Raw genomic sequence first — 23,246 nt, 5'->3', positions numbered from 1 at the left:
GCAGGGTTACAGCCGGCGGCGGCACAAAATGCCCGGGTATTAGGGGTCCTCGCCCCCGGTCCTAAGCTGACGCGCTGGGCCATCGGAGCGCACAAGGGCTGCTTACTTGGACTCACGAAGCCAGCACGCGTCCTAGGTACAGACTCGGGCGGCGCGCGGATACAATCAGTCCGCGTAGCTTGCGCGCGCCGGACGTCTGCAAAGTCACAGCAGGCGTGGCGGTGAGTAGGTCAGCAGCCGAATCCTCGCTGGAGCCTGGGGGATACCTTTTGTGGGCCTCTCCGGGAGACAAACGTCCTACTTCGCTGCATGTGCGGACCCAATTCAGCACCTTCATTGAGAGCCCGTGCTGCCGTTGAGCGAAGTCGATCGCTATCTGCAGGGCATCGCTCCGCGCGTTTCTCGGTGGGCCGCTCAGGCCGGCTCCATCTTTAAGGAAGGTGGAGCCGGTCTCTGGGGTGCGCTTCGTCATTCTGAGGTTGAATGACGTTGTGGCGTGCCCCTGACTGGGCTGCTGTGCCACAACGCAACAGTAGGTTCTGAAGCTGCGGTTTTTCTTGCCGTGTGGGAGCCCCGGGTCGGGGGAGCGGCGATGCTTGGAGATTCGGTGCCACGGGCGATTACAGGGCGTTGAAGACGTCCGGGCCGAAGCTGTTCAGCCCCGGCGCGCCTGCGTAGCCGAGCCTGGGTACTGAAAAGATGTCCTCGATGCTGGCAAGCAGGCTGTAGTGGTTGTACATCCTGTCCGACGTCGTGCCCCCCTTGGTGAACGGCGAGATCACCAGCGCCCCGACCCGGCCGCCGGCCGTGCCCCCGGGGATGCCCGACGGGCCGGAGGTCTTGGCTTCGGTTTCGTCGAAGGTGATCACCAGCATCCCGTCCTGTTTGTAGGCCGGGGAGTCGAGGATGGCCGGAACCTGCTGCTGCAGCCAGCCGTCGGCGCTTTCGAGACCGCCCGGGTTCCCGTCGACGCAGGGGCTGTCGTGCCCGTCATTGCACAGGTTGGGTGTGATGAAGGAAAGGTTCGGTGTCGCGTCCGTGGACTTCAGGTCATCGGCGAAGTGGGTGTAATCCACCACGTTTTTCTGGCAGTCCGGGGACGATGTTATTTCCTCAAAATACACGAACGGGTTGTGGCGCGTTGCGTATTGGTCGCCCTCCTTCGCCTTGTGGTGATCGTCCTTAGAGCCGGGCTCGGGATGCTGGCAGGGAGTGCCCATGTCCTCCATGTAGCCTTTCCAGGTCTTGCCGGCGGAACTGAGCTGGCCTGCAAGCGTCGGAACCGAGGCCGGGTACACACAGCCGGTACCCTGCACCTGGCTAAGTTCGGATGTTCCGGTTTGTTTGAACCCGGCATACACCGGGCAATCGGCGCGCGTCATGGCGTTCGAGCCCTGCCCCGAAATCTGGGCCAGGTAGTCCGGGAGGGAATTGTGGTCTATCCCGTAGTACCGGGAGAGCAGCACACCCTCGGCGCGCAGGGTCTTCGACAAGTAAGGGGCCGCCGAACCAGCACCCCAGACATCGTTGTAATCGTGGTTCTCCAGGTTGATCACGAAGACGTGGCCGGGCTTCCCCTGGGCCTGTGTGGGTTCTGCAGAGGGGGTTGTCGCAGGAGTTCCGGGGGCGGCCGTTGTCTTGTCCTGCCCCGGCGATGGCCCGCCTCCTGGCGGGGTGGGCTCACAGGCCGTGGCCGCGACCGCGAGGGTCGCAGCGAGAATCAGCGCCGCGGGTCGCGCCGCGCTGTCCAGCCCCAGAATTTTGAAGGTATTTCGGCTCATCCGTTCCGGCTTCTCTCTGGCCCAGCCCCCGGCGGACCGATTACCAAGTGGCGTTTGATGCCCAGCTAGAATCAACATTTTGTCTGTACGCGCTGAGTAATACCTGTGGAACCCTGCGGGCCCACGTTGCATAGGTGTAAATGATGTCGAAGAAGACTGGTCGACTCTCGTTCGTGAACGTCACGCATGTGACTACCGTCCACCCCGTCTCGGTGGGCTCCGTTCAGAACGACATCTTCAGCTCCCGCTGGCCTAGACGATATGAACTGTGGTGCTCGCTGACGTAGGACTGGAACCCCGGGTTCATATCGTCCAGGACCAGGAATCCGGAACGATCTCGCCGGGAATCACCCCCAGGCCGTCCCGGATCCCATCAAGGGCAAAACGGGCCTCGCTGCGCTCGGACAGCACAAGCATTTTCATTCTTTTTGCTGCTGTCCGTTGGATCATACGTGCCCGCTACACGGGCGCAACCGTCCTGCGGACGACCGCGCACCGGATGCGTTGTGGTCGGCGCTGCGCTTATTTCCTCCCCGCAATCCATCAGGTGCTTGCCCTTCGGGTTGCGCGGGCTMCGTCGGGCACAGCTCCGCGATGCTCCGCCAGCAGGCAAAAGAACATGGTGGGGGAGAAGGAGCTGCTGATGGAATACCCGGGAACGTCGTGCGCAAGGCCGAAATCGTGAACCACGTCTGGCCCGGAAAACCCCGACCGGCGCGGCAACAACGTCGAGCTCTACATCTCCTATCTCCGGCGGAAGACCAACGCCGCCGGCCCCCCAAGTTCCACACCCTGCGTGGCATCGGCTAGCTGATCAAACCGGCCCCAACTGGGCCGGATTTCGTCGCATCAAGCAATTAGAACACCGCTGGCACCGCCTCCTCCACCCAAATTCCCCCGTCCTGACGGCCCGCACCCTCCGCGCCGCGTGCGATGCAAGGTCCGATCGTAGAAGCGGACGCGGGCAGGGTGCCCCCGCGTGGTAAATCAGCCCGGTTACGCTGTGGACCGCGGAACCATACCCCTGCGCCAGGCAGCCGGTCCGTTAAAAAACTTCCATGCGGGTGCATCCGGGTACGGGCTTTGGCCGGTAGTAAGGGTGTAAGCACAACCACCGCCCCATGCGGGCACCTTATGAGGAGTTGGAAATGCGCAAGACACTTACTGCAGCCGCCGGAGCGATGACGCTGCTGGCAGCACTGACCCTGGCTGCCCCCGCCCAGGCCGGCACCTGGCACCACCACGACGAAGGCACAGCGAAACTGTCCGTCCTCCATGGCGTCCCGGGCCTGACCGTGGACGTCTGGGTCGACGGCAAGCGCGCCCTGGACAACTTCACGCCGGGGAAGGTGGCCGGGCCGTTGAACGTCCCCGACGGAGACCACAAGATTGCCATCACCGGGGCGAACGCCACCAGCGCGGCCAACCCCGTCATTGGCCCCGTCACGGTCGACCTGGAAGCAGGCCAGGACTACACCGCGGTCGCGCACCTGGCCGCCAACGGCAAACCGACGGCCACACTTTTCACCAATGACACCTCGACCAGCCCGGATGGAAAGGGCAAGCTGACCGTCCGGCACGTTGCCGCGGCCCCGGCCGTCGACGTCCTCGCCGGAAGGACCGCCGTCGTCAAAGAACTCACCAACCCGCATCAAAAGACCCTCACCCTTAAGGCCGGTACTGTCTCCGCGTCGGTCGCAGCGGCCGGAACCACGTCCCCGCTGATCGGCCCGGCCAACGTCCGGATCACCGAGGGGAAAAACACTATCGTCTACGCCTGGGGCAGCCTCGCCGCCAAGAACCTCAAAGTCGCCGTACAGGTTGTGGACTCCGCCTCGCAAGGAGACGAGTGCGACGACGAGTAGGCTCCTAGGGCTCGTGCCGCCATCACGTCCTCTTGCCCGGTGGGACCGCTTCGACTGCGGCCCCACCGGCAGGCGTGCGAAATGACGTCCCGGACCACCGCCGCCATTCGACCGTGGCGGAGCTCCCGCGTTAGCGGCATAATGTGGGTCAACAGGGCCGCTTATCGCTCAAAGGAGCGCCCGATGGAGGCTGCCGCAACGCATGACTGGGACCCCGGTCTCGATCGCGCATTTGTCGGCGGCGACGAACGCGCCCTCGCGGAGGCATACCGACGGTTTGGTCCGCTGGTCTACACGCTGGCGCTGAGATCCCTAGGAGAGCGTGCCGCTGCCGACGACGTCACCCAGGAGGTCTTCATCCGCGCTTGGAAATCACGGACCACTTACCGGCCTGAGGCGGCACGGCTGCCAGCCTGGCTGATCGGGATCACGCGCAATGCCATCTCCGACGCGTTGTCCGCCCGCGCGCGCCAGCGTCATCTCGAACAAGCGGCCACGCTCCTGGTCGTTGACCCCGCCACCCAGCCAGATGCGGGGGACGTCGACGAGGTCGCCGACCGCCTAACCCTGGACGAAGAACTGGAAAAATTAGGGGACCCACAGCAAGCAATAATGCGGCTGGCATTCTATGAAGACCTGACCCACGACCAAATCTCATCGCGCCTCAACCTGCCGCTCGGCACCGTCAAAAGCCACATCCGGCGCAGCCTCGCCCGTTTGCGCACCCGCCTGGAGGTGGAACATGGAACACCTTGACGCGGACCTTCTCAGTCTGCTGGCCCTGGGCGAGCCCGTAGGCACAGACGCCGACGCCGCCCACCTCGCCGGCTGCCCCACGTGCAGCGATACCCTGCGAGGGCTGCGGCACGCCGTRCACATTGCCACCCTCGACCCGGGAGGCGTTGAACTCGAAAAACCCGGCAGCCAGAACTGGACCGCCATCCATCAGGCCCTCGGGCTCTCCCCGGCGCTGGCGACGGATCCCCTGCACCAGCACTCCGTACCGCGCGGTGCACCTCCGGAGCGGTCGGCCATCGACCCGGCCACGGCGCAAGCGCCCCTGAACCATGGCAGCAAGACAGCGTCGGCACCGGCTCCCATTCGGCCCAGCGCCAAAAACCGGGCCGCCCGTCCCGGACTCTGGATGATGGCGGCCGCGGCCGGCATCATTCTCGGCACGGCCGCCGGATGGGTCGCCGCCGGAGTCATCGGACACACCGGCACGCCGTCCCCTTCCTCCACCCAGACGGCTCCAGCATCCATTGTCCTCGCCCAAACGTCCCTGTCCCCCCTGCCCGCGCACACCGGCAGCGGAGACGCGCGGGTGGAGCAACTCCCGGATGGAACCCGCCAACTGATGATCCGGCTCTCCAACGACCACATCACGGGATTCCGGGGAGTGTGGGTCGGTTCCGCCGACCTGACCAAAATGGTCAGCCTCGGCGTCCTCGCCAACGAATCCGGCAACTTCACCATCCCTGCCGGCATCGACCTGGCCCAGTACCCCATCGTCGACATCTCCAATCAGCCGTACAACGGGGATCCCGCCCACTCCGCCGACAGCATCGCCCGCGGAAAGCTCAACCTGAAAAACTGACCCTGCGGGGGCCGGACCGTCCGCCCCGGAAGAATCTTTACCCTGGGCTTCTCGCCGTCCCAGCGTTCAGAACCGTTGTCGGCCACTTGTAGTCTGGCCTCAGTATCTTCGAAGAGGATTCCATGCACGAACCCCTGCTGGTCCTGTCCGGCGCATCGCTCTTGGCATTGGCTGTGGCAGGCGGGTTCTAGCGGAGCGCTCCTCCTTGCGGTGGGGCCACACCAATTGGCGTCCCCGGCACCGGCAGCTAAGTCTCGCAGTGCGCGCGCTCCTGGGTTCCGTTGGCCTATACATCGTATTGGTACCCGGGACAGGGATCGATTCAACGGGAACGGGAAACAGTGTGGACCTTGGAGTTGGGATGCTGCTGTTGGCGTGGATCTGGTTCATCTTCCGGCGGGAGGTAGTCCGCTACCAGCTCTGGGTGACGCCGAGGACCGCTAACCGGGCGAATTCGGAGGCTATTCGTTGAGAAGCTACTCAACGGATTACCGATACTTCTCAGCCGCTGGATTCAGTATGGGGGAGGGCTCCGACAATCAACGGGTTGCACGCCAATGGGGACAGCCTGAGCTGCGCGGAGGGCTCCACCTGACCCCAGTGGGCACAACCCCTGCGGGCCTTGCTGCGGCTCTCCTTCAGGGTTGTGGACTGCCCCACGGCTCCGTGCGGGCAGGCCTGGCTCGCTCCGGAAAATCTGGTTGACAGTGGGGATTGGTGCTTCTAGATTTTTTAGTGTTTCTGGGTTGGTCATGCTTCACATTCATGCTGTTGCTGTTTCATTTGAGCGGCTTTGCCGCCAGGATGCAGGAGGCCACGATGACGAAGACACCACTGGAAGATTTCCTCACTGAGTGCGTCGCACCGGATCCGGACGGCGGTCTCAGCGTGGAGGAACTGTATGGCTTGTATCTGAGCTGGTGCGGGCTTGGAGGGTTTGCACCAGTTAGTGGCAGGGCGTTCAGAGCAGGTTTGCGCGCAGCCGATGTCCACATTGAATACCGTGGACGCAGGTGCCCGGGCCTGAGGATGACCGGCCCGGCCGCGTGCGATTACCTGGTCCACCGCGAACTCCCGCTCGCCGTGCTCGAGGCACCTGCCGGTCCTCAACTCATCTCACACCAGGGCCCGGAAAAGGTCACGCCGCTTCCCGGCCGGCCGGCCGCGGGAGTCCGCGGCGCCGTGCCGGCCGCCTGACGTGCGCCGGCCCGGCCCTTGATGGCACTTTGAGCGCGGTCTTGGTCGGGAGTATGAGGAAAGCCTCCGCGCGAATCCAGGGACTCAAGCGCGGAGGCTCCCGGTTCTCCAAGCTGGGGGGACTGGAGAACCACTCTAAGGGTACTAGCCGGCGTGACGTCCTGGCCGCTGGCCTCCCGGGAAGCGCGGCCTTCCAGATCACCGCCGGCGCGGGCGGCCCCCGGTCCTCCCGGCCTGCCAACCGGGAGCGGCAGCGTCCAGGAGTTTGACCTTCACGGGGTCCAGTTCATTGCGGCGGTTTTTGTACCGCTGGGTGTGGATCCACACCCCGAGGGTGTGCTCACGCTCTGAGTCACAGTCCTCATGGCGGGGCCAGTCGTATGCCGTTCTGGCGTTATTCGACGAGGCTGTCGCCTGGCTGGCGGATGACGAGACCAAGCGCTTGGGTGTGCCGCTCCTGCGGGTTGACTGCTATGGGGGAGGCCAGGGCGACCTGGTCCGCTTCTACGAATCCGCCGGCTACCGGCGCACCGAAACGATCAAGGTCAAGGAATGGCCCGGGCAGATCCTCGAACGCCGGTTCGTCTCAAGCTGACGCCGGGCAGGCAGAAGGAATACCGCCGAAGGAACGCTCCCGATCGCCCGGCACCCGGGCGTCAGCCGCTGAAATCACCGGCGTTCCGGCGGAATGTGCCCAGGATCCGGATCAGCTGGTCCACGTCCTGGTCCGCGAAGCCGGACTGGCCAAAGACCTCGGAGTTCAGCACCGCCGTCGCCCGTTTGGCCAGGGTGCGGCCTTCCGGGGTGAGCTCGATCAGGGTGGTGCGGCCGTCCGTGGGGTGCGGCGAGCGGATCACCAGCCCGGCCTCCTGGAGCCGGTCCACAGCGTTGGTCACGGAGGTGGGATGGACCTGCAGCAGCGCGCTCGCCTTGTTCATGGGCAGCGCCCCGCTGCGGGCGAAGCTGAGCAACGCGAGCAGCTCGTACCGGGCAAACGTGAGCCCGAACGGCTTGAGCACCGCCTCGATCCGGCCGAGCAGGATCTGCTGGGTCCGCATGATGGCGGTGATGGCGGCCATCGGGGCGGCGACGTCGGACCAGCCGTGGCGCTCCCAGTTCAGCCGGGCGTCGGCAATCGGATCTCGCGGCAGCGGTGTTCCCATGTTCAGCCCTGCCCCTTGAGCCCGGGGAAATCGGAGTCGGAGTACTCGATGCCGAGGCCTTCCGGGACGGGCCCGCCGCCGTGGCGCACTTCCTCGCTGTGCCGCAGCTCCACGCGCCTGATCTTGCCGGAGATCGTCTTGGGGAGCTCGGCAAACTCCAGCCGGCGGATCCTTTTGAACGGCGCCAGGTGCTCCCGGCAGTACCGCAGGATGTCTTCGGCCAGCTCGGGGCCCGGCTGGTGGCCAGCGGCCAGGACCACAAACGCCTTCGGCACTGACAGCTTGAGCGGGTCAGGGGAGGGGACGACGGCGGCCTCCGCCACTGCGGGGTGCTCAATCAGCACGCTCTCCAGTTCGAACGGGGACAGCCGGTAGTCGGAGGACTTGAAGACGTCGTCGCCGCGGCCCACATACGTGATGATGCCGCGCTCATCCCGGCTCGCCATGTCCCCCGTGTGGTAGTAGCCGTCACGGAAAGCCTCCGCCGTCTTGTCCGGGTCGCCGTAGTACGCCTTCATGAGCCCCACGGGGCGGGGGTCGAGGCGCAGGCAGAGCTCGCCGTCGTCGGCCTCCTCACCCGTGGCGGGGTCCACAAGCACGACGTCGTAGCCGGGCAGCGGCTTGCCCATGGCGCCGATCTTGATCGGCTGGCCCGGCGTGTTCGCGATCTGCACGGTGGATTCGGTTTGGCCGAAGCCGTCCCGGATGGTTTGCCCCCATGCGCGGTGGACCTGGTCGATCACCTCGGCGTTGAGCGGTTCGCCGGCGGACACCACCTTGGTGGGCGGATTCTTGAGCAGTGTGAGATCGGCCTGGATCAGCATCCGCCAGACCGTCGGCGGGGCGCAGAAGCTGGTCACGGATTCGCGGTCCATCTGCTCCATGAGCGCCCTGGCGTCGAAGCGTTCGTAGTTATAAATGAACACGCACGCCTCGGCGATCCAGGGGGTGAACACATTGGACCAGGCATGCTTGGCCCAGCCCGGCGAGGCCACGTTGAGGTGCACGTCGCCCGGTTCCATACCGATCCAGAACATCGTGGACAGATGTCCCACCGGGTAGGAGGTGTGCGTGTGTTCGACGAGTTTGGCCTTGGACGTGGTGCCCGAGGTGAAGTACAGCAGGAGCGTCTCGTCGGCCGGGGTGGGGGCGTCCGGGGTGAAATCCGCACCGGCCGCGGCAGCATCTGCCCCGTAGTACTGCAGGGCATTGGCCTGGGCAGCGGCGGGGTCCCCGGCGCCGGCGCCAACTTCAATCAGCGTGTACTGGCCGGCGACGTCGGCGAACTTCGCGATGTTGGCACTGCCGACGGCGGCCCAGGCCGCACCGCCGCGTTCCACCCGGTCCTGGAGGTCGGCCGGTCCCATCAGTGTGGTGGTGGGAATCATGACGATCCCCAGCTTGATGCCGGCCAGCATCAGTTCCCAGAGCTCCACCTGGTTGCCGAGCATGATGATCATCCGGTCCCCGCGCCGCACACCTGCCCCGCGCAGCCAGTTGGCCACCTGGGACGAGCGCCGGGAGAGGTCAGCGAAGCTGCGCCGGGTCGCGGACCCGTCCTGTTCAACGATCACCAGCGCAGGCTTGTCCGCCTTGGCCGGGTCCGCGGCGAGCTGGTCGAACCAGTCCAGTGCGAAGTTGAACTCCTCAAAGCGGGGCCACTGGAATTCGTTGCGGGCGCCGTCGTAGTCCCCGCGCAGGGCAAGCAGCCGGTCTCGCGCGGCCCGGAATTCCTCAGTCACGGTCATGTTGCACCTTTCGAAGTCCTCTGGCGCTGCCGTTCCGGGCGGTCGGTGGCACGGCGCCGTTGCCTGGGATCCACCGGCCCGGCACGGTGCCTGCCTAGTGATCCCCGTCACTGTGCAATATACTAGGACATCCAAGGGTTTGGAAGGGCGACGCTGCTCTGCAGGCGTTGCATGACGAAGGGATACGTGCCCGTGCAGCCACAAGGACGTGCCAGCGGACCGTCGGCGCCAGCCGAAAACAGAGCGGAAGACAGAGCCGAAAACAGAGCCGAAAACAGAGCGGGATCAGACACAGCCGAATCCGCTACTGCGGTCGCCGCCCCCGTTGCTGCGGCGGAGCCGCCGTTTCCCGACGCCGACCTCATGTACATCGTGGACCTGCTGCCGCCGGACGAACAGCTCCGCTACCAGGAGGTCCGGGAATTCCTGCAGTCCCGGATCCGGGCCGCATCAATCGACTACTGGAACCGCGAGGAGTTTCCCTTCGGGCTGCTCGCCGAACTCGGCAAATACGGTTTGGGCGGGCTGCAGACGGACGGCACGTCCAAGCTCTTCAAGGGGCTCATGTATGTCGAGGTGGCGCGCGCCGACGTGTCCCTCTCGGCGCTCGTCGGGATCCACAACGAGCTGATCGTCGGCATGATCGACGAGCTCGGCTCGGAGGAACAGAAGGCGCGCTGGCTCCCTGGCCTCACCGCGTTCACCCAGCTCGGGGCGTTCGCCCTGACAGAGCCGGACCACGGCTCGGACATCGCCGGCGGCCTGGAAACCACCGCGCGGCTGGACGGCGATGAGTGGGTCCTCAACGGCGCCAAGCGTTGGATCGGCGCCGGCACCATCGCGGACTTCGCCCTTGTTTGGGCCCGGGACGTCGCTGACCAGCACATCAAGGGCTTCATCGTGGAGACGGACCGTCCGGGCTACACCGCAACGAAGATCGCCAACAAAATCGGCCTGCGCATCATGCAGAACGCGGACATCGTCCTCGACGAGGTCCGGATCCCGGCGGCCAACCTGCTGCCCGGCGCCACCAGCTTCTCCAAGGCCAACGAGCTCCTGCGCGATTCGCGGGCCTGGGTGGGCTGGCAGGGTGCCGGCATCCAGCTGGCCGCGTTCGACGTCGCGCGCGCCTATTCGCTGAAGCGCCGCCAGTTCGGCAAGGAACTCGCCCGCTTTCAGCTCATCCAGCAGCAGCTCGCCGAGATCCTGGGCAACGCGACCGCCTCCCTGGCCCTGATGGCCCAGCTCGCGCGCATCCAGGAAGAGGGCAAGCTCGAGATGGTCCAGGCCGCCATGGCCAAAGCGACCACCACGCGGCTGGCGCGTGCCTCGGTGGCGATGGGACGGTCCCTCATGGGCGGCAACGGCATCAGCAGCGACTATGAGATGGGCAAGCTCTTCGGCGACGCCGAGATTCTCTATACCTATGAGGGCAGCTACGAAATCAATTCACTGATCGTGGCGCGGGCCGTGACGGGAAAGTCCGCTTTCGTCTAGGCTCCGAGTGTGCCAGCGCCGTCCCGCGCCTGGCCGTTCCGTGCCTGCCCGTTCTGTGCCGGGCTGTTCCGTGCCTGCCCGGCCGGGGCGGGCTGAACCGCCGGGCTGGCGTGGCCGTAGCGGGACGTGCGGTTGCGGCCGCCGTTCTTGGCCTCGTACAGGGCCCGGTCCGCGCAGTCCAGGAGCGAGCCGGCCGCGGCGTCACTGTGCTCGCAGACTCCGGCAGAGATCGTCAGGAAACCCACTTCCCCGAACGGTTCGGACGCGATGGCCTTGCGGGCGCGTTCGGCGGCGCGCAGGGCCTCGGCGCCGTCCGTCGCCGGGAGCAGCCACACGAACTCCTCGCCGCCGAACCGGGCCACGATCTCCTCGGCGCGGGCGACCGCCCGGAGCCTGGCCGCGACCTCCGCCAGGACCACGTCGCCCGTCAGGTGGCCGTGGGTGTCGTTGACCCTCTTGAAGTGGTCGATATCCAGGACGACGGCACTCAGGCTTGTCCCGCGGCTCAGGGCCAGCTCAACATGCTCGGCGAGGTGCCGTTCCAGGGCCCGCCGGTTGGGCAAGCCACTGAGGGCATCGGTAGTGGCCTGCTGTTCGAGGTCGGTCCGGGCCTCCGTGTTGCCGATGGCGATCTCGACGAGCTCCGCGAACTGGGCCAGCCGCTCCATCATCGCCTCCGTAACCCCGGTGCGCGACTTCGACGTCAGGCTCACGGCGCCCCACAGGCTGCCGCCGACCCGGATCGGCGCCGCCGCCGCGGACTGGAAGCCGCCGGCGCGCATCTGCTCCGCTGCCGGTCCACCTTCCGCCCGGTAGCGAACCAGGGCCGGCTTGCCGGTCACGGCCACCCGGACAGTGGCCGACTCGTCCGTCGGGGCGAAGATCTGCCGCCGGCTCAGCGTCGGCGGCAGCGTCGGCGCCATGGCGACGATTTCCGCCGACGACGCGCCCGTGAAACGGACGACGGCGGCGGAATCGACGTTGAACAGGTCGCGGACAATCGCGGCGACCCGCTCAGAGATGGCAGCGGGGGCCGCGTTGCGGGCAACTTCGGTGGCTATCTCGTGCAAAGCCTCCCAAACCTTTTGTTGCTGCAGGCGCTCGGTGATATCAACCGCCACCACCATGCCGGCCGCGGCCTCGTCGTCGGAGTAGACCGGCCCGGCGTTCAGCCGGTAGGTGCGGTGGCCGATCTGCCGGCTCCAGGACACCTCGCGGCCGGCGAGGGCCGCGAGATAGCGCGGCTCGAGCTCGCTGGCGAGATTGCCCTTGAGCACGTCCTGGATGCGCTGGCCTTCGAGCTCTTCCCTGCGGTAGCCGAAGGTCTCCAGCTCCTGGCCTTCGGCGATCAGGTAGCGCAGCTCGGCGTCGAAGAGGAGGACGAAGACGCCGGGGACGCTCCGCGCCAGGGCGCGGTACCGGTCCATGTCCCGCTGCCGGCGCCGGTCGGCCAGGACACGCTCGGTGATGTCCGTGACCAGGACGAAGAAGCCCTGCACCGCGCCGTCCTGGGTATCGGGGGTGTAGGTCACCTCGGTGAAGCGGGACTGGCCCGCGGCATCCACCAGGGTCCGGTCGAACTGCTGCCGCTTCCCGGCGAGCGCCCCCTCGATGTGCGGCAGGTTGGCCTTCAGGACGGTCTCGCCGAGCACGTCCCGGACATGCATGCCGTGAAGCTGCTGGGGTGCGAAACCGAACCACTCGCAGTAGGCGTCGTTGGCCAGGCGGTTGCGGAGTCCCGTGTCCCAATAGCCCACGAGTGCCGGGATTCCGTTCAGGACAGCCCGCAGCTGCGCCGGAATCTCAGGCAGTGGCGACGGACCGGCATCGTCCCTGTTCAGCGGGCTGCGATTAGTCATTGCCCCAGTATCCATTGCAGGCGGCGGCATCGGAAAACCATCAGGGCATGAACCTGTAGCCGATGCCGGCCTCGGTGAGCAGATGGCGCGGGCTGGCGGTATCCGGCTCCAGCTTGCGCCGCAGCTGCGCCATGTAAACCCGGAGGTAGTTGGTCTCCTTGGCGTAGGCCGGACCCCAGACCCTGGAGAGCAGCTGCTGCTGGGTGATGAGCTTTTCCGGATTGCGGACCAGAACCTCCAGAATCTTCCATTCCGTGGGGGTCAGTCGGACGTCCGCGCCGTCCCTGGTCACCCGGTGCTTGGCCAAGTCCACGGTGAAGGCATCGGTCCTGACCACTGTTTCGCGCTCCGGTTCGACGCTGCGGCGCAGCAGCGCCCGGAGCCGGGCCAGGAGCTCGTCGAGGCCGAACGGTTTGGTGATGTAGTCATCCGCGCCGGCGTCGAGAGCCTCGACTTTGTCTTCGGAGCCGTGCCTGGCGGAGAGCACCAGGACCGGCGCGCTGCTGAACCCGCGCAGCTCCTTGAGGACACGGGTCCCGTCAATGTCAGGCAGGCCGAGGTCCAGGATGATGAGTGAGAGCGGGTTCTGGGTGGCGGCCAGCAGCGCCGAGGTCCCGTCCACGGCGGTGGTGACGGTGTAGCCGTGGGCCTGCAGGGTAATGCGCAGGGCCCGCAACAGGTGCGGGTCGTCGTCGACGACCAGGACGGCCGTCATGCGGTGTCCGGTCCGGACGTAAGGGGCAGCGCATGACCGCGGCGCGCCACCAGCGACCGGGGCTCGAACGGGGCCTGGGCGCGGTGCCCGTCATATGGGGTTCCCGTGGACAACGGAAGCCGGATAATCATCGTCAGCCCTCCGCCCGGTGTGGCTTCTGCGGTCAGGCTGCCACCCATGGCATCCGTGAACCCCTTCGCCACCGCAAGCCCGAGCCCGATCCCGCTGGTTTGCGGGGTGTCGTCGAGCCGCTGGAAGGGCCGGAACATTTCCAGGACGCTCTCCGCCGGGATTCCCCGGCCGTGATCGATGACCCGAAGCTCCCCGGCAGGGCGCCCTTCGAGAGTCGCAGGGCTGAGGCCGCCAGCCGCCCCAACAAGGACGATGTCCGAATCTGGAGCGTATTTCACGGCATTCTCGACGATGTTCGCAATCACCCGTTCCAGCATGCCGGGGTCGGCGTCGACCTCCGGCATGTTCGGAGGCAGGTCCACGCGCACCCGGCCCGCGGGGACGGCGCTCAGGGAACCCGGTATGACCTCGTACCACCGCACGGGTTTGAGCAGGGGATTGACGGCATCCGAGGTGATCCGGGACATGTCCAGCAGATTGCCCACCAGCGCGTCCAACCGGTCCGAACACTCCTCGATCGTTGCCAGCAGTTCGTGTTCCTCTTCCTTGGTGTAATGGACGTCGTCGTGGCGCAGCCCGCCGACGGCAAGCTTGATCCCGGCCAAGGGGGTGCGCAAGTCGTGGGAGACTGCGCGGAGGATGGAGGTCCGCATCGTGTTGCTTTCGGCCAATCGCAGCATCTCCCGCCGGCTGGTCACCAACTGCTGGCGTTCCAGCTGGGCCGCCAGATGAACACCGAACGCGCCGAGGAGACGTCGGTCGCTGGCCGGCAGAATCCGTCCGAAGAGCACCAGGCGCGTGGAAGCGTCGATTTCTTCGACGTTGTCGCCGGTGGCATCGTCCCCTGGCGCGCCGGCGGGCAGGGCCGGAATTTCTCCCACGGCGGCCTGAAGTTGCCATCGCCGGTCTGGTCCTGCGCCGCTGTCGCCGTCCGCGAGGCCGTAGCCAAGGCTGAAAACAGCAGCACCGCGCACCTGGAAGACGCTCAGGGCTTGCTCCAGCAATGCCTGAACCGTGTCATCCGAGCCGACGGCACTGCGCGTCAGGTCACCGAGCGTCGTGGCTTCGGCGCGGGCCCGCGCGGCCTCTTTGGAGCGGCGGGCCGATAGGTCCACCACAACGGCAACGGCGGCTGAGACGCCCACAAACACCAGCAGGGCCAGGAAGTTCTGGGGATCGCTGATGGTGAGGTTGCCCAACGGCGGGGTTGAAAAGTAGTTCACCAGAAGGCTGCTCCACAGTGCGGCCAGGATGGCCGGCCACAATCCGCCGATCAGCGCCACCGCCACTGAACCGGTGAGCTGGACCAGCATGGCCGCGGCCACGTTCCGCTCCGGGTTCAGGAGCGACAGCAAGAGTTGCAGGACCACCGGGAGCAGCACCGCAAAGCCGAACCCGACGGCGACCCGGACCCGGCCCAAGTCGCGCTGCCGTGACGGGCGGGTTCCGCGGCCGCCGAGGGGGTGGGAGACCATATGGACATCGATGTCGCCTGAATCGCGGACTACCCGGGTGCCTACTCCGCCGCCGAGGAGGTTTCCGATCAGCCCGGCGATCTTCTTGTGCCGGGAGATGCCAACGACGATTTGGGTCGCGTTGACGCTGCGGGCGAAGTCCAGCAGGGCGGCGGCCGGATCCTCCCCGGTCACGATGTGGTAGCTGCCGCCCAGGTCCAGGATGAGATGGCGCTGGGCCTCAAGCGCCTGGGGGGATTCGCCGGCAACGCCGTCAGCGGCCCGGACGTGGACCGCCAGCAGGTCCCCGCCGTTGACCCGGTTGAGGATGCGGGCCCCCCGGCGGATCAGGACTTCCCCTTCCGGGCCGCCGGTCAGCCCGACGACGATCCGCTCCCGGGCTGGCCAGCTTTCATCGATGCCCTGTTCGGCCCGGTACTTGGCGAGGCCCTCGTCCACCCGGTCGGCCAGCCACAGCAAGGCAAGTTCGCGCAGCGCCGTGAGGTTGCCCAGCCGGAAGTAGTTCGAGAGGGCCGCGTCGATCTTGTCGGCCGCGTAGATCTTGCCGTCGCCCAGGCGCTGGCGGAGCAGCTCGGGGGAGATGTCCACGAGGTGGATCTGATCCGCTCGGCGGACAACGTCGTCCGGCACCGTCTCCGCCTGGCGGACGTCGGTGATGGCGCTGACGACGTCCCCCAAGGACGCCAGATGCTGGATGTTGACCGTGGAGAGAACATTGATGCCGGCGTCGAGGAGCACGGCAACGTCCTGCCAACGCTTGGGATTCCGGCTGCCCGGGACATTGGAATGGGCGTATTCGTCCACAACCGCGGCCCCTGGCGCCCGGACCAGGACCGCGTCAAGATCCATCTCCTCAAACTCCGTGTCCCGGTAGGGCAGCCTCCTGGGCGGGATGACTTCGAGTCCCTCCAGCAGCGCCCGCGTCTCGCTGCGGCCGTGGTCCATGGCGAACGCGACGACGACGTCCTCGCCGCGCTTGCCGAGCCGGTGGGCTTCTTCGAGCATCTCGTAGGTCTTGCCCACACCCGGCGCGGCGCCCAGGAAGATCCGCAGCGTTCCACGTGCCATGCCGTCATTCTCTCACTTGGATTGTGCCGGCTGCGACGGCCGTGCGGCCGCCGCCACGGCGAGGTTGAGGGCAGTCACGTTGACCGACGGCTGGCCGAGAAACGCGACTAACCCACTGCTGGTGTGCTGCTCCACCAGGGAGGCAACGGCGTCGGCGCCCAGGCCGTTCGCTGCCGCCACCCGCGCCGTCTGAACCCTGGCGTACTCGGATGAAATGTCCGGGTCCAGTCCGGAACCGCTGGCGGTCACGGCGTCGGCGGGCACCGTTGCCGGATCCACGCCTTCAGCCGCGGCGACGGCGGACCGGTTGGCGGTCACGGCCTCGAGCAGTTTCGAATCGTTGGGGCCCAGGTTGGACGGCGAGGACGACGCCGGATCCCACTTCGCAGCCGAAGGGCGGGCGTGGAACCAGCGGGGGTCCTGGACACCGGAATCGTTGGCCGCGACCTGGACAATCAGGGCGGACGCGGCCGGGGCGCCGGCGCTGTCTTTGAGGATGGAGCCGTTGGCCTGGTACGGGGCGATTAGTTGTCCGGTTCCGAAGACGGCGAGCGGGTACGCAAGGCCGAGGACCAGGGTGGCGAAGAGCAAGAACCGAAGGGCCGTGCCTGCCTGCCGGAGGTAGCCAGCGAGAGTGTTCATAGGGATTTTCCTAGCCGATTCCTGGGATGAGGGAGATCATCAGGTCGATGATCTTGATGCCGATGAAGGGTGCAATCAGGCCGCCGAGCCCGTAGATCAGCAGGTTCCGGGCCAGTGCCTGGTTGGCGGAGACGGCACGGTATTTGACCCCCCGAAGCGCGAGCGGAACCAACGCGATGATGATCAGGGCGTTGAAGATCACCGCGGACAGGATGGCTGAAGACGGGGTGGCCAGGCCCATGATGTTCAGCAGCCCTAGCCCCGGGAAGGCGGCGGCAAAAAGGGCCGGGACGATCGCGAAGTACTTGGCGACGTCGTTGGCGACCGAGAAGGTGGTCAGGGCGCCGCGGGTGATGAGCAGTTGCTTGCCGATGCCGACGATGTTGATGAGTTTGGTGGGGTCGGAGTCGAGGTCCACCATGTTGGCAGCGTCCTTCGCGGCGGGGGTTCCGGAGTTCATGGCGACGCCCACGTCCGCGGCGGCCAGCGCCGGGGCGTCGTTGGTGCCGTCCCCGGTCATGGCCACGAGCCGGCCTGCGGCCTGCTCCTTCTTGATGACCGCGAGCTTGTCCTCCGGGGTTGCTTCGGCCAGAAAGTCATCGACGCCGGCCTCGGCGGCGATCGCCTTGGCGGTGATGGGGTTGTCGCCGGTGATCATGACGGTCCGGATGCCCATTTGCCGCAGTTCGGCGAAGCGGGCATGCATGCCGGGTTTGACGACGTCGGCGAGGTGGATGGTTCCAAGGACGTCGGCGCTGCCGTCCTTGCCCACCTGGGCGACCAGGAGAGGTGTGCCGCCCTGGGCCGAGATTTCCGTGACCCGGTGCTCGACCTCCGCCGGGGAGTGCCCGCCGTACTCGGCAACGAAGGCCGCAACCGTGGAGGCGGCGCCCTTGCGGATCTGCCGGCCGTCAAGGTCCAACCCGCTCATGCGCGTGCTGGCGCTGAAGGGGACGACGGCAAAATCGCTGGCGCTGTGTTCAAGGGTGGTCAGATCGGCCCCGGTCACGCCCTTGTCCGCGGCGAGGTCCACGATGGAGCGCCCCTCGGGGGTTTCGTCGGCCAGGCTGCAGACCCGGGCCGCTTCGATGAGTTGGGTCCGGTCCACATGATCGGCGGGGAAGAAATTGACGGCGCGGCGGTTGCCGTAGGTGATGGTTCCGGTCTTGTCCAGCAGCAGGGTGGTGATGTCTCCGGCGGTTTCCACGGCACGGCCGGAGGTGGCGAGCACGTTGTGCTGGACCAGCCGGTCCATGCCGGCGATGCCAATGGCCGGGACAAGGGCCCCGATGGTGGTGGGGATCAGACAGACCAGCAGTGCGACCAGCACGATCGGGGACGGCGTGGCGCCGGCGAGGGCGGCGAACGGTGCCAGTGACATGGTGACGGCCAGGAAGACGATGGTCAGGGACACCAGCAGTACGTGGAGCGCGATTTCGTTGGGAGTCTTCTGCCGCACGGCGCCCTCGACAAGCCTGATCATCCGGTCGATGAAGGTTTGGCCCGGCTCTGCGGTGATGCGGATGACGATCCGGTCCGAGAGGACCTTCGTGCCGCCGGTGACGGAGGACCGGTCTCCGCCGGATTCGCGGATGACCGGGGCTGATTCGCCCGTGATGGTGGATTCGTCGACGCTGGCCAGGCCTTCGATGATTTCGCCGTCCGAGGGAATGACGTCCCCGGCCTCGCAAACCACGACGTCTCCGCGCCGCAACTCCGTCCCCGGCAGGTCCCGGGTGGCGCCGCCGGGCTGCCGGAGCCGGGCCTGGACGCCCTTGCGGCTGGCGCGCAGGCTGTCGGCCTGGGCCTTGCCCCGGCCCTCGGCGATGGATTCGGACAGGGTGCCGAAGAGGACGGTGAGCCACAGCCAGGCCGTCACGGCGATGCCGAACACGGACGGCCGGTACACCGAGATCGCGGTGCACAGGCCGGCCCCGACCAGCACGATGAACATGACCGGGGAATGGATCATCTGCCGCGGGGAGAGTTTCCTGACCGCGAGGGGCAGGGCGGCTATGACGGACGTGAGTGTCAGTTTTGCCGGGGCTTTGGTGTGGTGCTTGTGCTCGCCGGGGGTGCCAAGGGGGTTTCCGTCGGCGTAGGTCAGGGCTTCGGTGTCCGTGGCTAACGCCGTGTGGGACCGGGTCATTTGAGGAGTCCTTCTGCGAGGGGGCCCAGGGCAAGGGCCGGGAAGTAGCTCAGGGCGGTCAGGATTACCGTCACGCCGAGCAGCAGCGAGCCGAACAGCGGGCCGTGGGTGGGGACGGTGCCGGCGGACGTGGGAACCTTGCCCTGACGGGCGAGGAAGCCGGCCAGGGCGAGCACCAGGACGATCGGGAGAAAGCGGCCCAGCAGCATCGCCAGGCCCATCATGACCGAAAGGTATGGGCCCGACGTGGTGATGCCGCCGAACGCGGAGCCGTTGTTGTTGGCCCCGGAGGTGAAGGCGTAAAGCGCTTCGCTGAACTGGTGCGGGCCGGTGGCTGGGGCGTTGGCCATGGCGTCCGGCAGTAGGACGGTGATGCCGGCGAGGGCCAGCACCAGGCTCGGGGTGACGAGGATGTACATGGCGGCGAGTTTCATTTCCGTCGGTCCGATCTTCTTGCCCAGGTACTCCGGGGTGCGCCCGACCATGAGGCCGGCGATGAAGACGGAAATGATGGACAGGATCAGCAGGCCGTAGAGCCCGGACCCGGTTCCGCCGGGGGCGACTTCGCCGAGCATCATGTTCACCATGGCCACTCCGCCGGCCAGCGGCGGCAGGGAATCGTGGGCGGTGTTGACGGCGCCGGTGGAGGTCAGGGTGGTGGACGTCGCGAAGATCGCGCTGGGCACGGGGCCGAAGCGCTGTTCGAAGCCTTCGCCGAGGCCACCGGCGGCGGCCGTCGCGGTTCCCTGGCCGGCAGCGACGGCCCAGCCCATCAGCGAAATCGAAGCCAGCCACAGGGTGCCCATCACGGCGACGACCGTGTAGCCCTGCCGCTGGTCGCCCACCATCCGGCCGAAGGCATACGGGAGGGCGGAGGGGATGAGCAGGAGCAGGAACACCTCAAAGAGGCTGATGAAGGCGTTGGGGTTTTCAAACGGGTGGGCGGAGTTCGCGTTAAAGTAGCCGCCGCCGTTGGTCCCGAGCTCCTTGATGGCTTCCTGGGAGGCGACGGGGCCGCCGGGAATGCTCTGCGAAAGGCCCGTGGCCTGGTTGGTGACCTCGGTGGACCAGAAATTCTGCACCACTCCGCCGAGGACCATCACCACTGCCGCGACGAACGCCAGCGGCAGCAGGACCCGGAACGTCGTCCGGGTCAGGTCCACCCAGAAGTTGCCCAGCCGCTGTGTCCGTGTGCGGGCAATGCCCCGGATCAGGGCGACGGCGACCACGATGCCGACGGCGGCGGAGAGGAAGTTCTGCACCGCCAGCAGACACATCTGCACGAAGATGCCTACCGTGGTCTCGGGGACGTAGGTCTGCCAGTTCGTGTTGGTCACAAAGGAAATAGCGGTGTTCATGGCCACCCACGGGTCGACGCCGGGCAGCGAACCGCTGCCGGGCAGGACGCCCTGCAGCCGTTGGAGGCCGAACACGGCCAGGATCGAGACGGCCGAGAACGCTAGAACGCTGCGCAGGTAGACCGGCCAGGTCTGCTCGGTGCCGGCGTCGACCCCGGCCAGCCGGTAGAAGAGGCGCTCGGCCCGGGCTGACGTCGTGCCCTCGAAAACCCGGGCCAGGTAGATGCCCAGAGGCTTGTGCATGGCCGCCAGGACAATGAGTAGCGCCGCCACCTGGACAGCAAAGGACGCAGGGTTGAAGGTCATGATCCGTTCACCACTTTTCCGGATGGATCAGGACGGCCAGCAGGTAGCCGAAGAGGCACAGCCCTGCCAGCAACAGAACGAGCCACATCACCGCATCGGCGCTCACTTGCCACCCTCCGGCCGGTCATCGGCACTGCCGACCATCCCGGCCAGGACGTGGCCGATCCACATTACGAATCCCATCGACAGCATCAGGATTCCGATCACAGCCAAATCAGCCATTGGGCATTCCTTTCCTCGGTGTCCCCGTTGGGAGACAGCTCCAGTCAAACCCCGTCGCCGGCCCGAACCGGCGGTTTTAACGCTTCCTTGATGGTTGCGGCCTGGATCTTGATGCCGCATTAACGGTGGCGGGTCCGGCGAGGCCGGCGACGCGCGGGAACCCGGACGGGCACCCGAAGCGCCGGTTTGAGGGCCGCGTTAAGGAACCATCAGGATTGTTCGCCGGACGGTAGCGGCGGCCTCCGGGGCTGGTAGCGTCTCGGACGGAAGCGGCGCGGTGTGCCGCGTGGAAAGGACATCATGACCACCCTCAGCCGGCCCCCGGCAGACCCCTCCGCGCCGCGGCCCGGCGCCGGGGAACACTTCAGGAACTGGCTGCTGTTCGGCCTCCAAGACGCCAAGGGAATCCACCAGGGGCCCGGGGCCGTGAGCGACAGCCACCTGAAAAAGCACTCGTGGTGGCAGGTCATGTGCCTGACCGGCGTGGACTACTTCTCCACCCTGGGCTACCAGCCCGCCATCGCCGCGCTCGCGGCCGGCGTGATTTCGCCGCTGGCCACCCTGGTCCTGGTGGCCGTGACCTTGCTGGGCGCACTGCCCGTGTACCGCCGGGTGGCCGGTGAAAGTCCGCGCGGTGAAGGGTCCATCGCCATGCTGGAGCGGCTGCTGCCACGTTGGGGCGGGAAACTCCTGGTCCTGGTGTTGCTGGGGTTCGCGGCTACCGATTTCATGATCACCATGACGCTTTCTGCCGCGGACGCGACCGCGCACGCGCTCGAGAACCCGTTCGCCCCCGCCTGGATGCAGGGCCAGAACGTCGCGGTCACGCTGTTCCTGCTGGCTCTGCTCGCCGCGGTGTTCCTGCGCGGTTTCAAGGAGGCGATCGGCGTCGCCGTCGTCCTGGTGGGCATTTACCTCGGGCTGAACGTCGTCGTGGTCATCACAACGATCATCGAGGTCCTGCAGCACCCGGTGGCGGTCGATAACTGGTGGCTGGCCCTGACCACCCAGCACGGGAGCCCGCTGATGGTGGTGGGTATCGCGCTGCTCGTGTTCCCCAAGCTGGCCCTGGGCCTGTCCGGCTTCGAGACCGGCGTCGCCGTGATGCCGCAGATCCGCGGCCACGCCACGGACACCGAGGAGAACCCTCAGGGCCGGATCAAGGGTGCGCGCCGGCTGCTGACGACGGCGGCCCTGATCATGAGCGCGTTCCTCGTCACCACGAGCTTCACCACAGTGGTCCTGATCCCGGCGCAGGAGTTCCAGCCCGGCGGGCAGGCGAACGGCCGCGCCCTGGCTTATCTGGCGCACGAATACCTGGGAAACGGATTCGGCACCGTCTACGATCTGAGCACAATCGCCATCCTGTGGTTCGCCGGCGCCTCCGCCATGGCCGGGCTGCTGAACCTCGTGCCGCGCTATCTGCCCCGGTACGGCATGGCTCCGGAATGGGCCCGGGCGGTCAGGCCGCTGGTTTTGGTGTTCACCCTTGTGGGGTTCCTGATCACCTGGCTGTTCGACGCCGACGTCGACGCCCAGGGCGGCGCTTACGCCACCGGTGTCCTGGTTTTGATGACGTCGGCGGCGATTGCCGTGACGCTGTCCGCACGAAGCCACCGGCAGCGCAAGCGCAGCATCGGCTTCGGCATCATCGCCGTCGTGTTCATCTACACCACGGTGGYCAACATCTTCGAGCGGCCCGAAGGCATCCGGATCGCCGCGTTCTTTATCATCGGGATCATCGTGATCTCCCTGCTCTCGCGCATCCGGCGCTCGTTCGAGCTCCATGCCACGCATGTGCGGATGGACACCCCGGCCCTGGAATTCCTGGCCGCCAATGAATCCGGACCCATCGCGATCATCGCCCATGAGCCGCTGCGGCTCACTGCCCAGGCGTACCTGGACAAGCTCACGTCCGCGATCGAGGTCAGCCACCTCCCGCTGGACTCCCAGGCGCTGTTCCTCGAAGTCGTGGTGGACGACTCCTCGGACTTCGAGACCGCGCTCGAGGTCCGCGGGGTCAGCCGGCACGGGTACCAGATCCTGGAGGTCCACGGGCCTGTTGTTCCGAACACGATCGCCTCCGTGCTGCTGCACATCCGCGACGTCACCGGGCTGATGCCGCACATCTACTTCCGCTGGACGGAGGGAAACCCGTTCACCAACCTCCTGCGGTTCCTGGCTTTCGGCGAAGGCGAGATCGCCCCGGTGACGCGCGAAGTGTTGCGCGAGGCCGAGCCGGACGTCACCCGGCGTCCGTGGGTCCACGTCGGCTGACACCACGCCCGGCGGCAGGGGGTGCCTCTATGGTTTTCGTCAAGCGGCTGAGGGTTGTCGTGGTTCGTAGAAGGTGCCGTCTCTGAGCATGGCGTAGAGGGTGTCGCATCGGCGGCGGGCGAGGGCGATGAGGGCCTGGTTGTGGCGTTTGCCCTCGGTTCGTTTCCGGTCGTAGTAGGCCCTCGACAGAGGATC

Annotated in this window: 17 protein-coding genes and 1 pseudogene; 7 read left to right on the top strand and 11 right to left on the bottom strand. The window is 66.7% G+C overall.

The features are described 5' to 3' along the window. Positions 1–620: 620 nt before the first annotated feature. Positions 621–1,781, bottom strand: a complete 1,161-nt coding sequence (locus AC1D1S_RS02025; RefSeq protein ID WP_243181407.1) for an alkaline phosphatase family protein — start codon at positions 1,779–1,781, stop codon at positions 621–623. A 1,148-nt stretch (positions 1,782–2,929) separates the two neighbouring features. Between AC1D1S_RS02025 and AC1D1S_RS02020 the strand changes: the two genes are divergently transcribed. The 5 genes from AC1D1S_RS02020 to AC1D1S_RS02000 all read left to right on the top strand — a co-directional run bounded on the left by AC1D1S_RS02020 (position 2,930) and on the right by AC1D1S_RS02000 (position 7,035). After that, complete coding sequence (locus tag AC1D1S_RS02020; RefSeq protein WP_243181408.1) at positions 2,930–3,646, top strand: DUF4397 domain-containing protein; 717 nt, start codon at positions 2,930–2,932, stop codon at positions 3,644–3,646. Positions 3,647–3,829: 183 nt separating this feature from the next. Further along, entirely contained in the window at positions 3,830–4,402 is a 573-nt protein-coding gene (locus AC1D1S_RS02015; RefSeq protein ID WP_476943360.1) for an RNA polymerase sigma factor, read from the top strand. Further along, positions 4,389–5,243 carry an anti-sigma factor gene (locus AC1D1S_RS02010; RefSeq protein ID WP_476993597.1) on the top strand — a complete coding sequence of 285 codons (855 nt, stop codon included), beginning with the start codon at positions 4,389–4,391 and terminating at the stop codon, positions 5,241–5,243. The genes AC1D1S_RS02015 and AC1D1S_RS02010 overlap by 14 nt, the downstream gene beginning before the upstream one ends. 1,029 nt (positions 5,244–6,272) lie before the next feature. After that, the gene (locus AC1D1S_RS02005; protein ID WP_476943359.1) at positions 6,273–6,440 is read left to right on the top strand and encodes a hypothetical protein; all 168 of its coding nucleotides are present in this window, start codon (positions 6,273–6,275) and stop codon (positions 6,438–6,440) included. Positions 6,441–6,774: 334 nt separating this feature from the next. Further along, entirely contained in the window at positions 6,775–7,035 is a 261-nt protein-coding gene (locus tag AC1D1S_RS02000) for a hypothetical protein (protein WP_243181412.1), read from the top strand. Positions 7,036–7,096: 61 nt separating this feature from the next. Here the strand turns inward: AC1D1S_RS02000 and AC1D1S_RS01995 are convergent, their stop codons facing one another. Both AC1D1S_RS01995 and AC1D1S_RS01990 read right to left on the bottom strand, forming a co-directional pair. Continuing rightward, positions 7,097–7,603, bottom strand: a complete 507-nt coding sequence (locus AC1D1S_RS01995) for a MarR family winged helix-turn-helix transcriptional regulator (protein WP_028277447.1) — start codon at positions 7,601–7,603, stop codon at positions 7,097–7,099. A gap of 2 nt (positions 7,604–7,605) precedes the next feature. Next, positions 7,606–9,351: an AMP-binding protein gene (locus AC1D1S_RS01990; RefSeq protein WP_476993596.1), complete on the bottom strand. Its 1,746-nt coding sequence runs from the start codon at positions 9,349–9,351 to the stop codon at positions 7,606–7,608. 363 nt (positions 9,352–9,714) lie between these two features. Here AC1D1S_RS01990 and AC1D1S_RS01985 point away from each other — a divergent pair, with 363 nt between their 5' ends. Then, positions 9,715–10,848 (top strand): acyl-CoA dehydrogenase family protein, encoded by a 1,134-nt coding sequence (locus AC1D1S_RS01985; RefSeq protein ID WP_243181414.1) that lies wholly within the window; start codon positions 9,715–9,717, stop codon positions 10,846–10,848. Here AC1D1S_RS01985 and AC1D1S_RS01980 read toward each other — a convergent pair. Genes AC1D1S_RS01980 through AC1D1S_RS01950 form a run of 7 tightly spaced genes read right to left on the bottom strand, consistent with a single transcriptional unit; the run spans position 10,845 to position 20,658 of the window. After that, the gene (locus tag AC1D1S_RS01980) at positions 10,845–12,707 is read right to left on the bottom strand and encodes a sensor domain-containing diguanylate cyclase (RefSeq protein ID WP_243181415.1); all 1,863 of its coding nucleotides are present in this window, start codon (positions 12,705–12,707) and stop codon (positions 10,845–10,847) included. The two genes, AC1D1S_RS01985 and AC1D1S_RS01980, sit on opposite strands and share 4 nt — an antisense overlap. A gap of 40 nt (positions 12,708–12,747) precedes the next feature. Then, positions 12,748–13,422, bottom strand: coding sequence for a response regulator (locus AC1D1S_RS01975; protein WP_243181416.1), 675 nt, complete (start codon positions 13,420–13,422; stop codon positions 12,748–12,750). Continuing rightward, complete coding sequence (locus tag AC1D1S_RS01970; RefSeq protein WP_476993595.1) at positions 13,419–16,097, bottom strand: DUF4118 domain-containing protein; 2,679 nt, start codon at positions 16,095–16,097, stop codon at positions 13,419–13,421. Before AC1D1S_RS01970 ends, AC1D1S_RS01975 begins: the two co-directional genes overlap by 4 nt. 12 nt (positions 16,098–16,109) lie before the next feature. Further along, positions 16,110–16,739, bottom strand: a complete 630-nt coding sequence (locus AC1D1S_RS01965; protein ID WP_476993594.1) for a potassium-transporting ATPase subunit C — start codon at positions 16,737–16,739, stop codon at positions 16,110–16,112. Positions 16,740–16,749: 10 nt separating this feature from the next. Then, positions 16,750–18,888, bottom strand: coding sequence for a potassium-transporting ATPase subunit KdpB (kdpB, locus tag AC1D1S_RS01960; protein WP_476993593.1), 2,139 nt, complete (start codon positions 18,886–18,888; stop codon positions 16,750–16,752). Beyond that, positions 18,885–20,552 carry a potassium-transporting ATPase subunit KdpA gene (kdpA, locus tag AC1D1S_RS01955; protein WP_476993592.1) on the bottom strand — a complete coding sequence of 556 codons (1,668 nt, stop codon included), beginning with the start codon at positions 20,550–20,552 and terminating at the stop codon, positions 18,885–18,887. Before kdpA ends, kdpB begins: the two co-directional genes overlap by 4 nt. A gap of 7 nt (positions 20,553–20,559) precedes the next feature. Then, entirely contained in the window at positions 20,560–20,658 is a 99-nt protein-coding gene (locus AC1D1S_RS01950; RefSeq protein ID WP_018775954.1) for a potassium-transporting ATPase subunit F, read from the bottom strand. Between the two features lie 416 nt (positions 20,659–21,074). On the opposite strand from AC1D1S_RS01950, the gene AC1D1S_RS01945 reads away from it, so the two are divergent. Beyond that, complete coding sequence (locus AC1D1S_RS01945) at positions 21,075–23,051, top strand: APC family permease (RefSeq protein WP_476993591.1); 1,977 nt, start codon at positions 21,075–21,077, stop codon at positions 23,049–23,051. 39 nt (positions 23,052–23,090) lie between these two features. Here AC1D1S_RS01945 and AC1D1S_RS01940 read toward each other — a convergent pair. Then, positions 23,091–23,246, bottom strand: a pseudogene (locus AC1D1S_RS01940) (IS110 family transposase); the annotation flags it as partial.

Source organism: Arthrobacter sp. P1_A5, from assembly GCF_056406825.1.
Note: the sequence above shows the minus strand (reverse complement) of the source record. Positions and strands in the feature narration are given on the sequence as shown.

Coding starts and splice junctions, on each gene's coding strand:
- AC1D1S_RS01985 (WP_243181414.1), top strand. CDS start 9,715: ATGTACATCGTGGACCTGCTGCCGCCGGACGAACAGCTCCGCTACCAG.
- AC1D1S_RS01995 (WP_028277447.1), bottom strand. CDS start 7,603: ATGGGAACACCGCTGCCGCGAGATCCGATTGCCGACGCCCGGCTGAAC.
- AC1D1S_RS02015 (WP_476943360.1), top strand. CDS start 3,830: ATGGAGGCTGCCGCAACGCATGACTGGGACCCCGGTCTCGATCGCGCA.
- AC1D1S_RS01970 (WP_476993595.1), bottom strand. CDS start 16,097: ATGGCACGTGGAACGCTGCGGATCTTCCTGGGCGCCGCGCCGGGTGTG.
- AC1D1S_RS02020 (WP_243181408.1), top strand. CDS start 2,930: ATGCGCAAGACACTTACTGCAGCCGCCGGAGCGATGACGCTGCTGGCA.
- AC1D1S_RS01975 (WP_243181416.1), bottom strand. CDS start 13,422: ATGACGGCCGTCCTGGTCGTCGACGACGACCCGCACCTGTTGCGGGCC.
- kdpA (WP_476993592.1), bottom strand. CDS start 20,552: ATGACCTTCAACCCTGCGTCCTTTGCTGTCCAGGTGGCGGCGCTACTC.
- kdpB (WP_476993593.1), bottom strand. CDS start 18,888: ATGACCCGGTCCCACACGGCGTTAGCCACGGACACCGAAGCCCTGACC.
- AC1D1S_RS01980 (WP_243181415.1), bottom strand. CDS start 12,707: ATGACTAATCGCAGCCCGCTGAACAGGGACGATGCCGGTCCGTCGCCA.
- AC1D1S_RS01965 (WP_476993594.1), bottom strand. CDS start 16,739: ATGAACACTCTCGCTGGCTACCTCCGGCAGGCAGGCACGGCCCTTCGG.
- AC1D1S_RS02025 (WP_243181407.1), bottom strand. CDS start 1,781: ATGAGCCGAAATACCTTCAAAATTCTGGGGCTGGACAGCGCGGCGCGA.
- AC1D1S_RS02005 (WP_476943359.1), top strand. CDS start 6,273: ATGACCGGCCCGGCCGCGTGCGATTACCTGGTCCACCGCGAACTCCCG.
- AC1D1S_RS01990 (WP_476993596.1), bottom strand. CDS start 9,351: ATGACCGTGACTGAGGAATTCCGGGCCGCGCGAGACCGGCTGCTTGCC.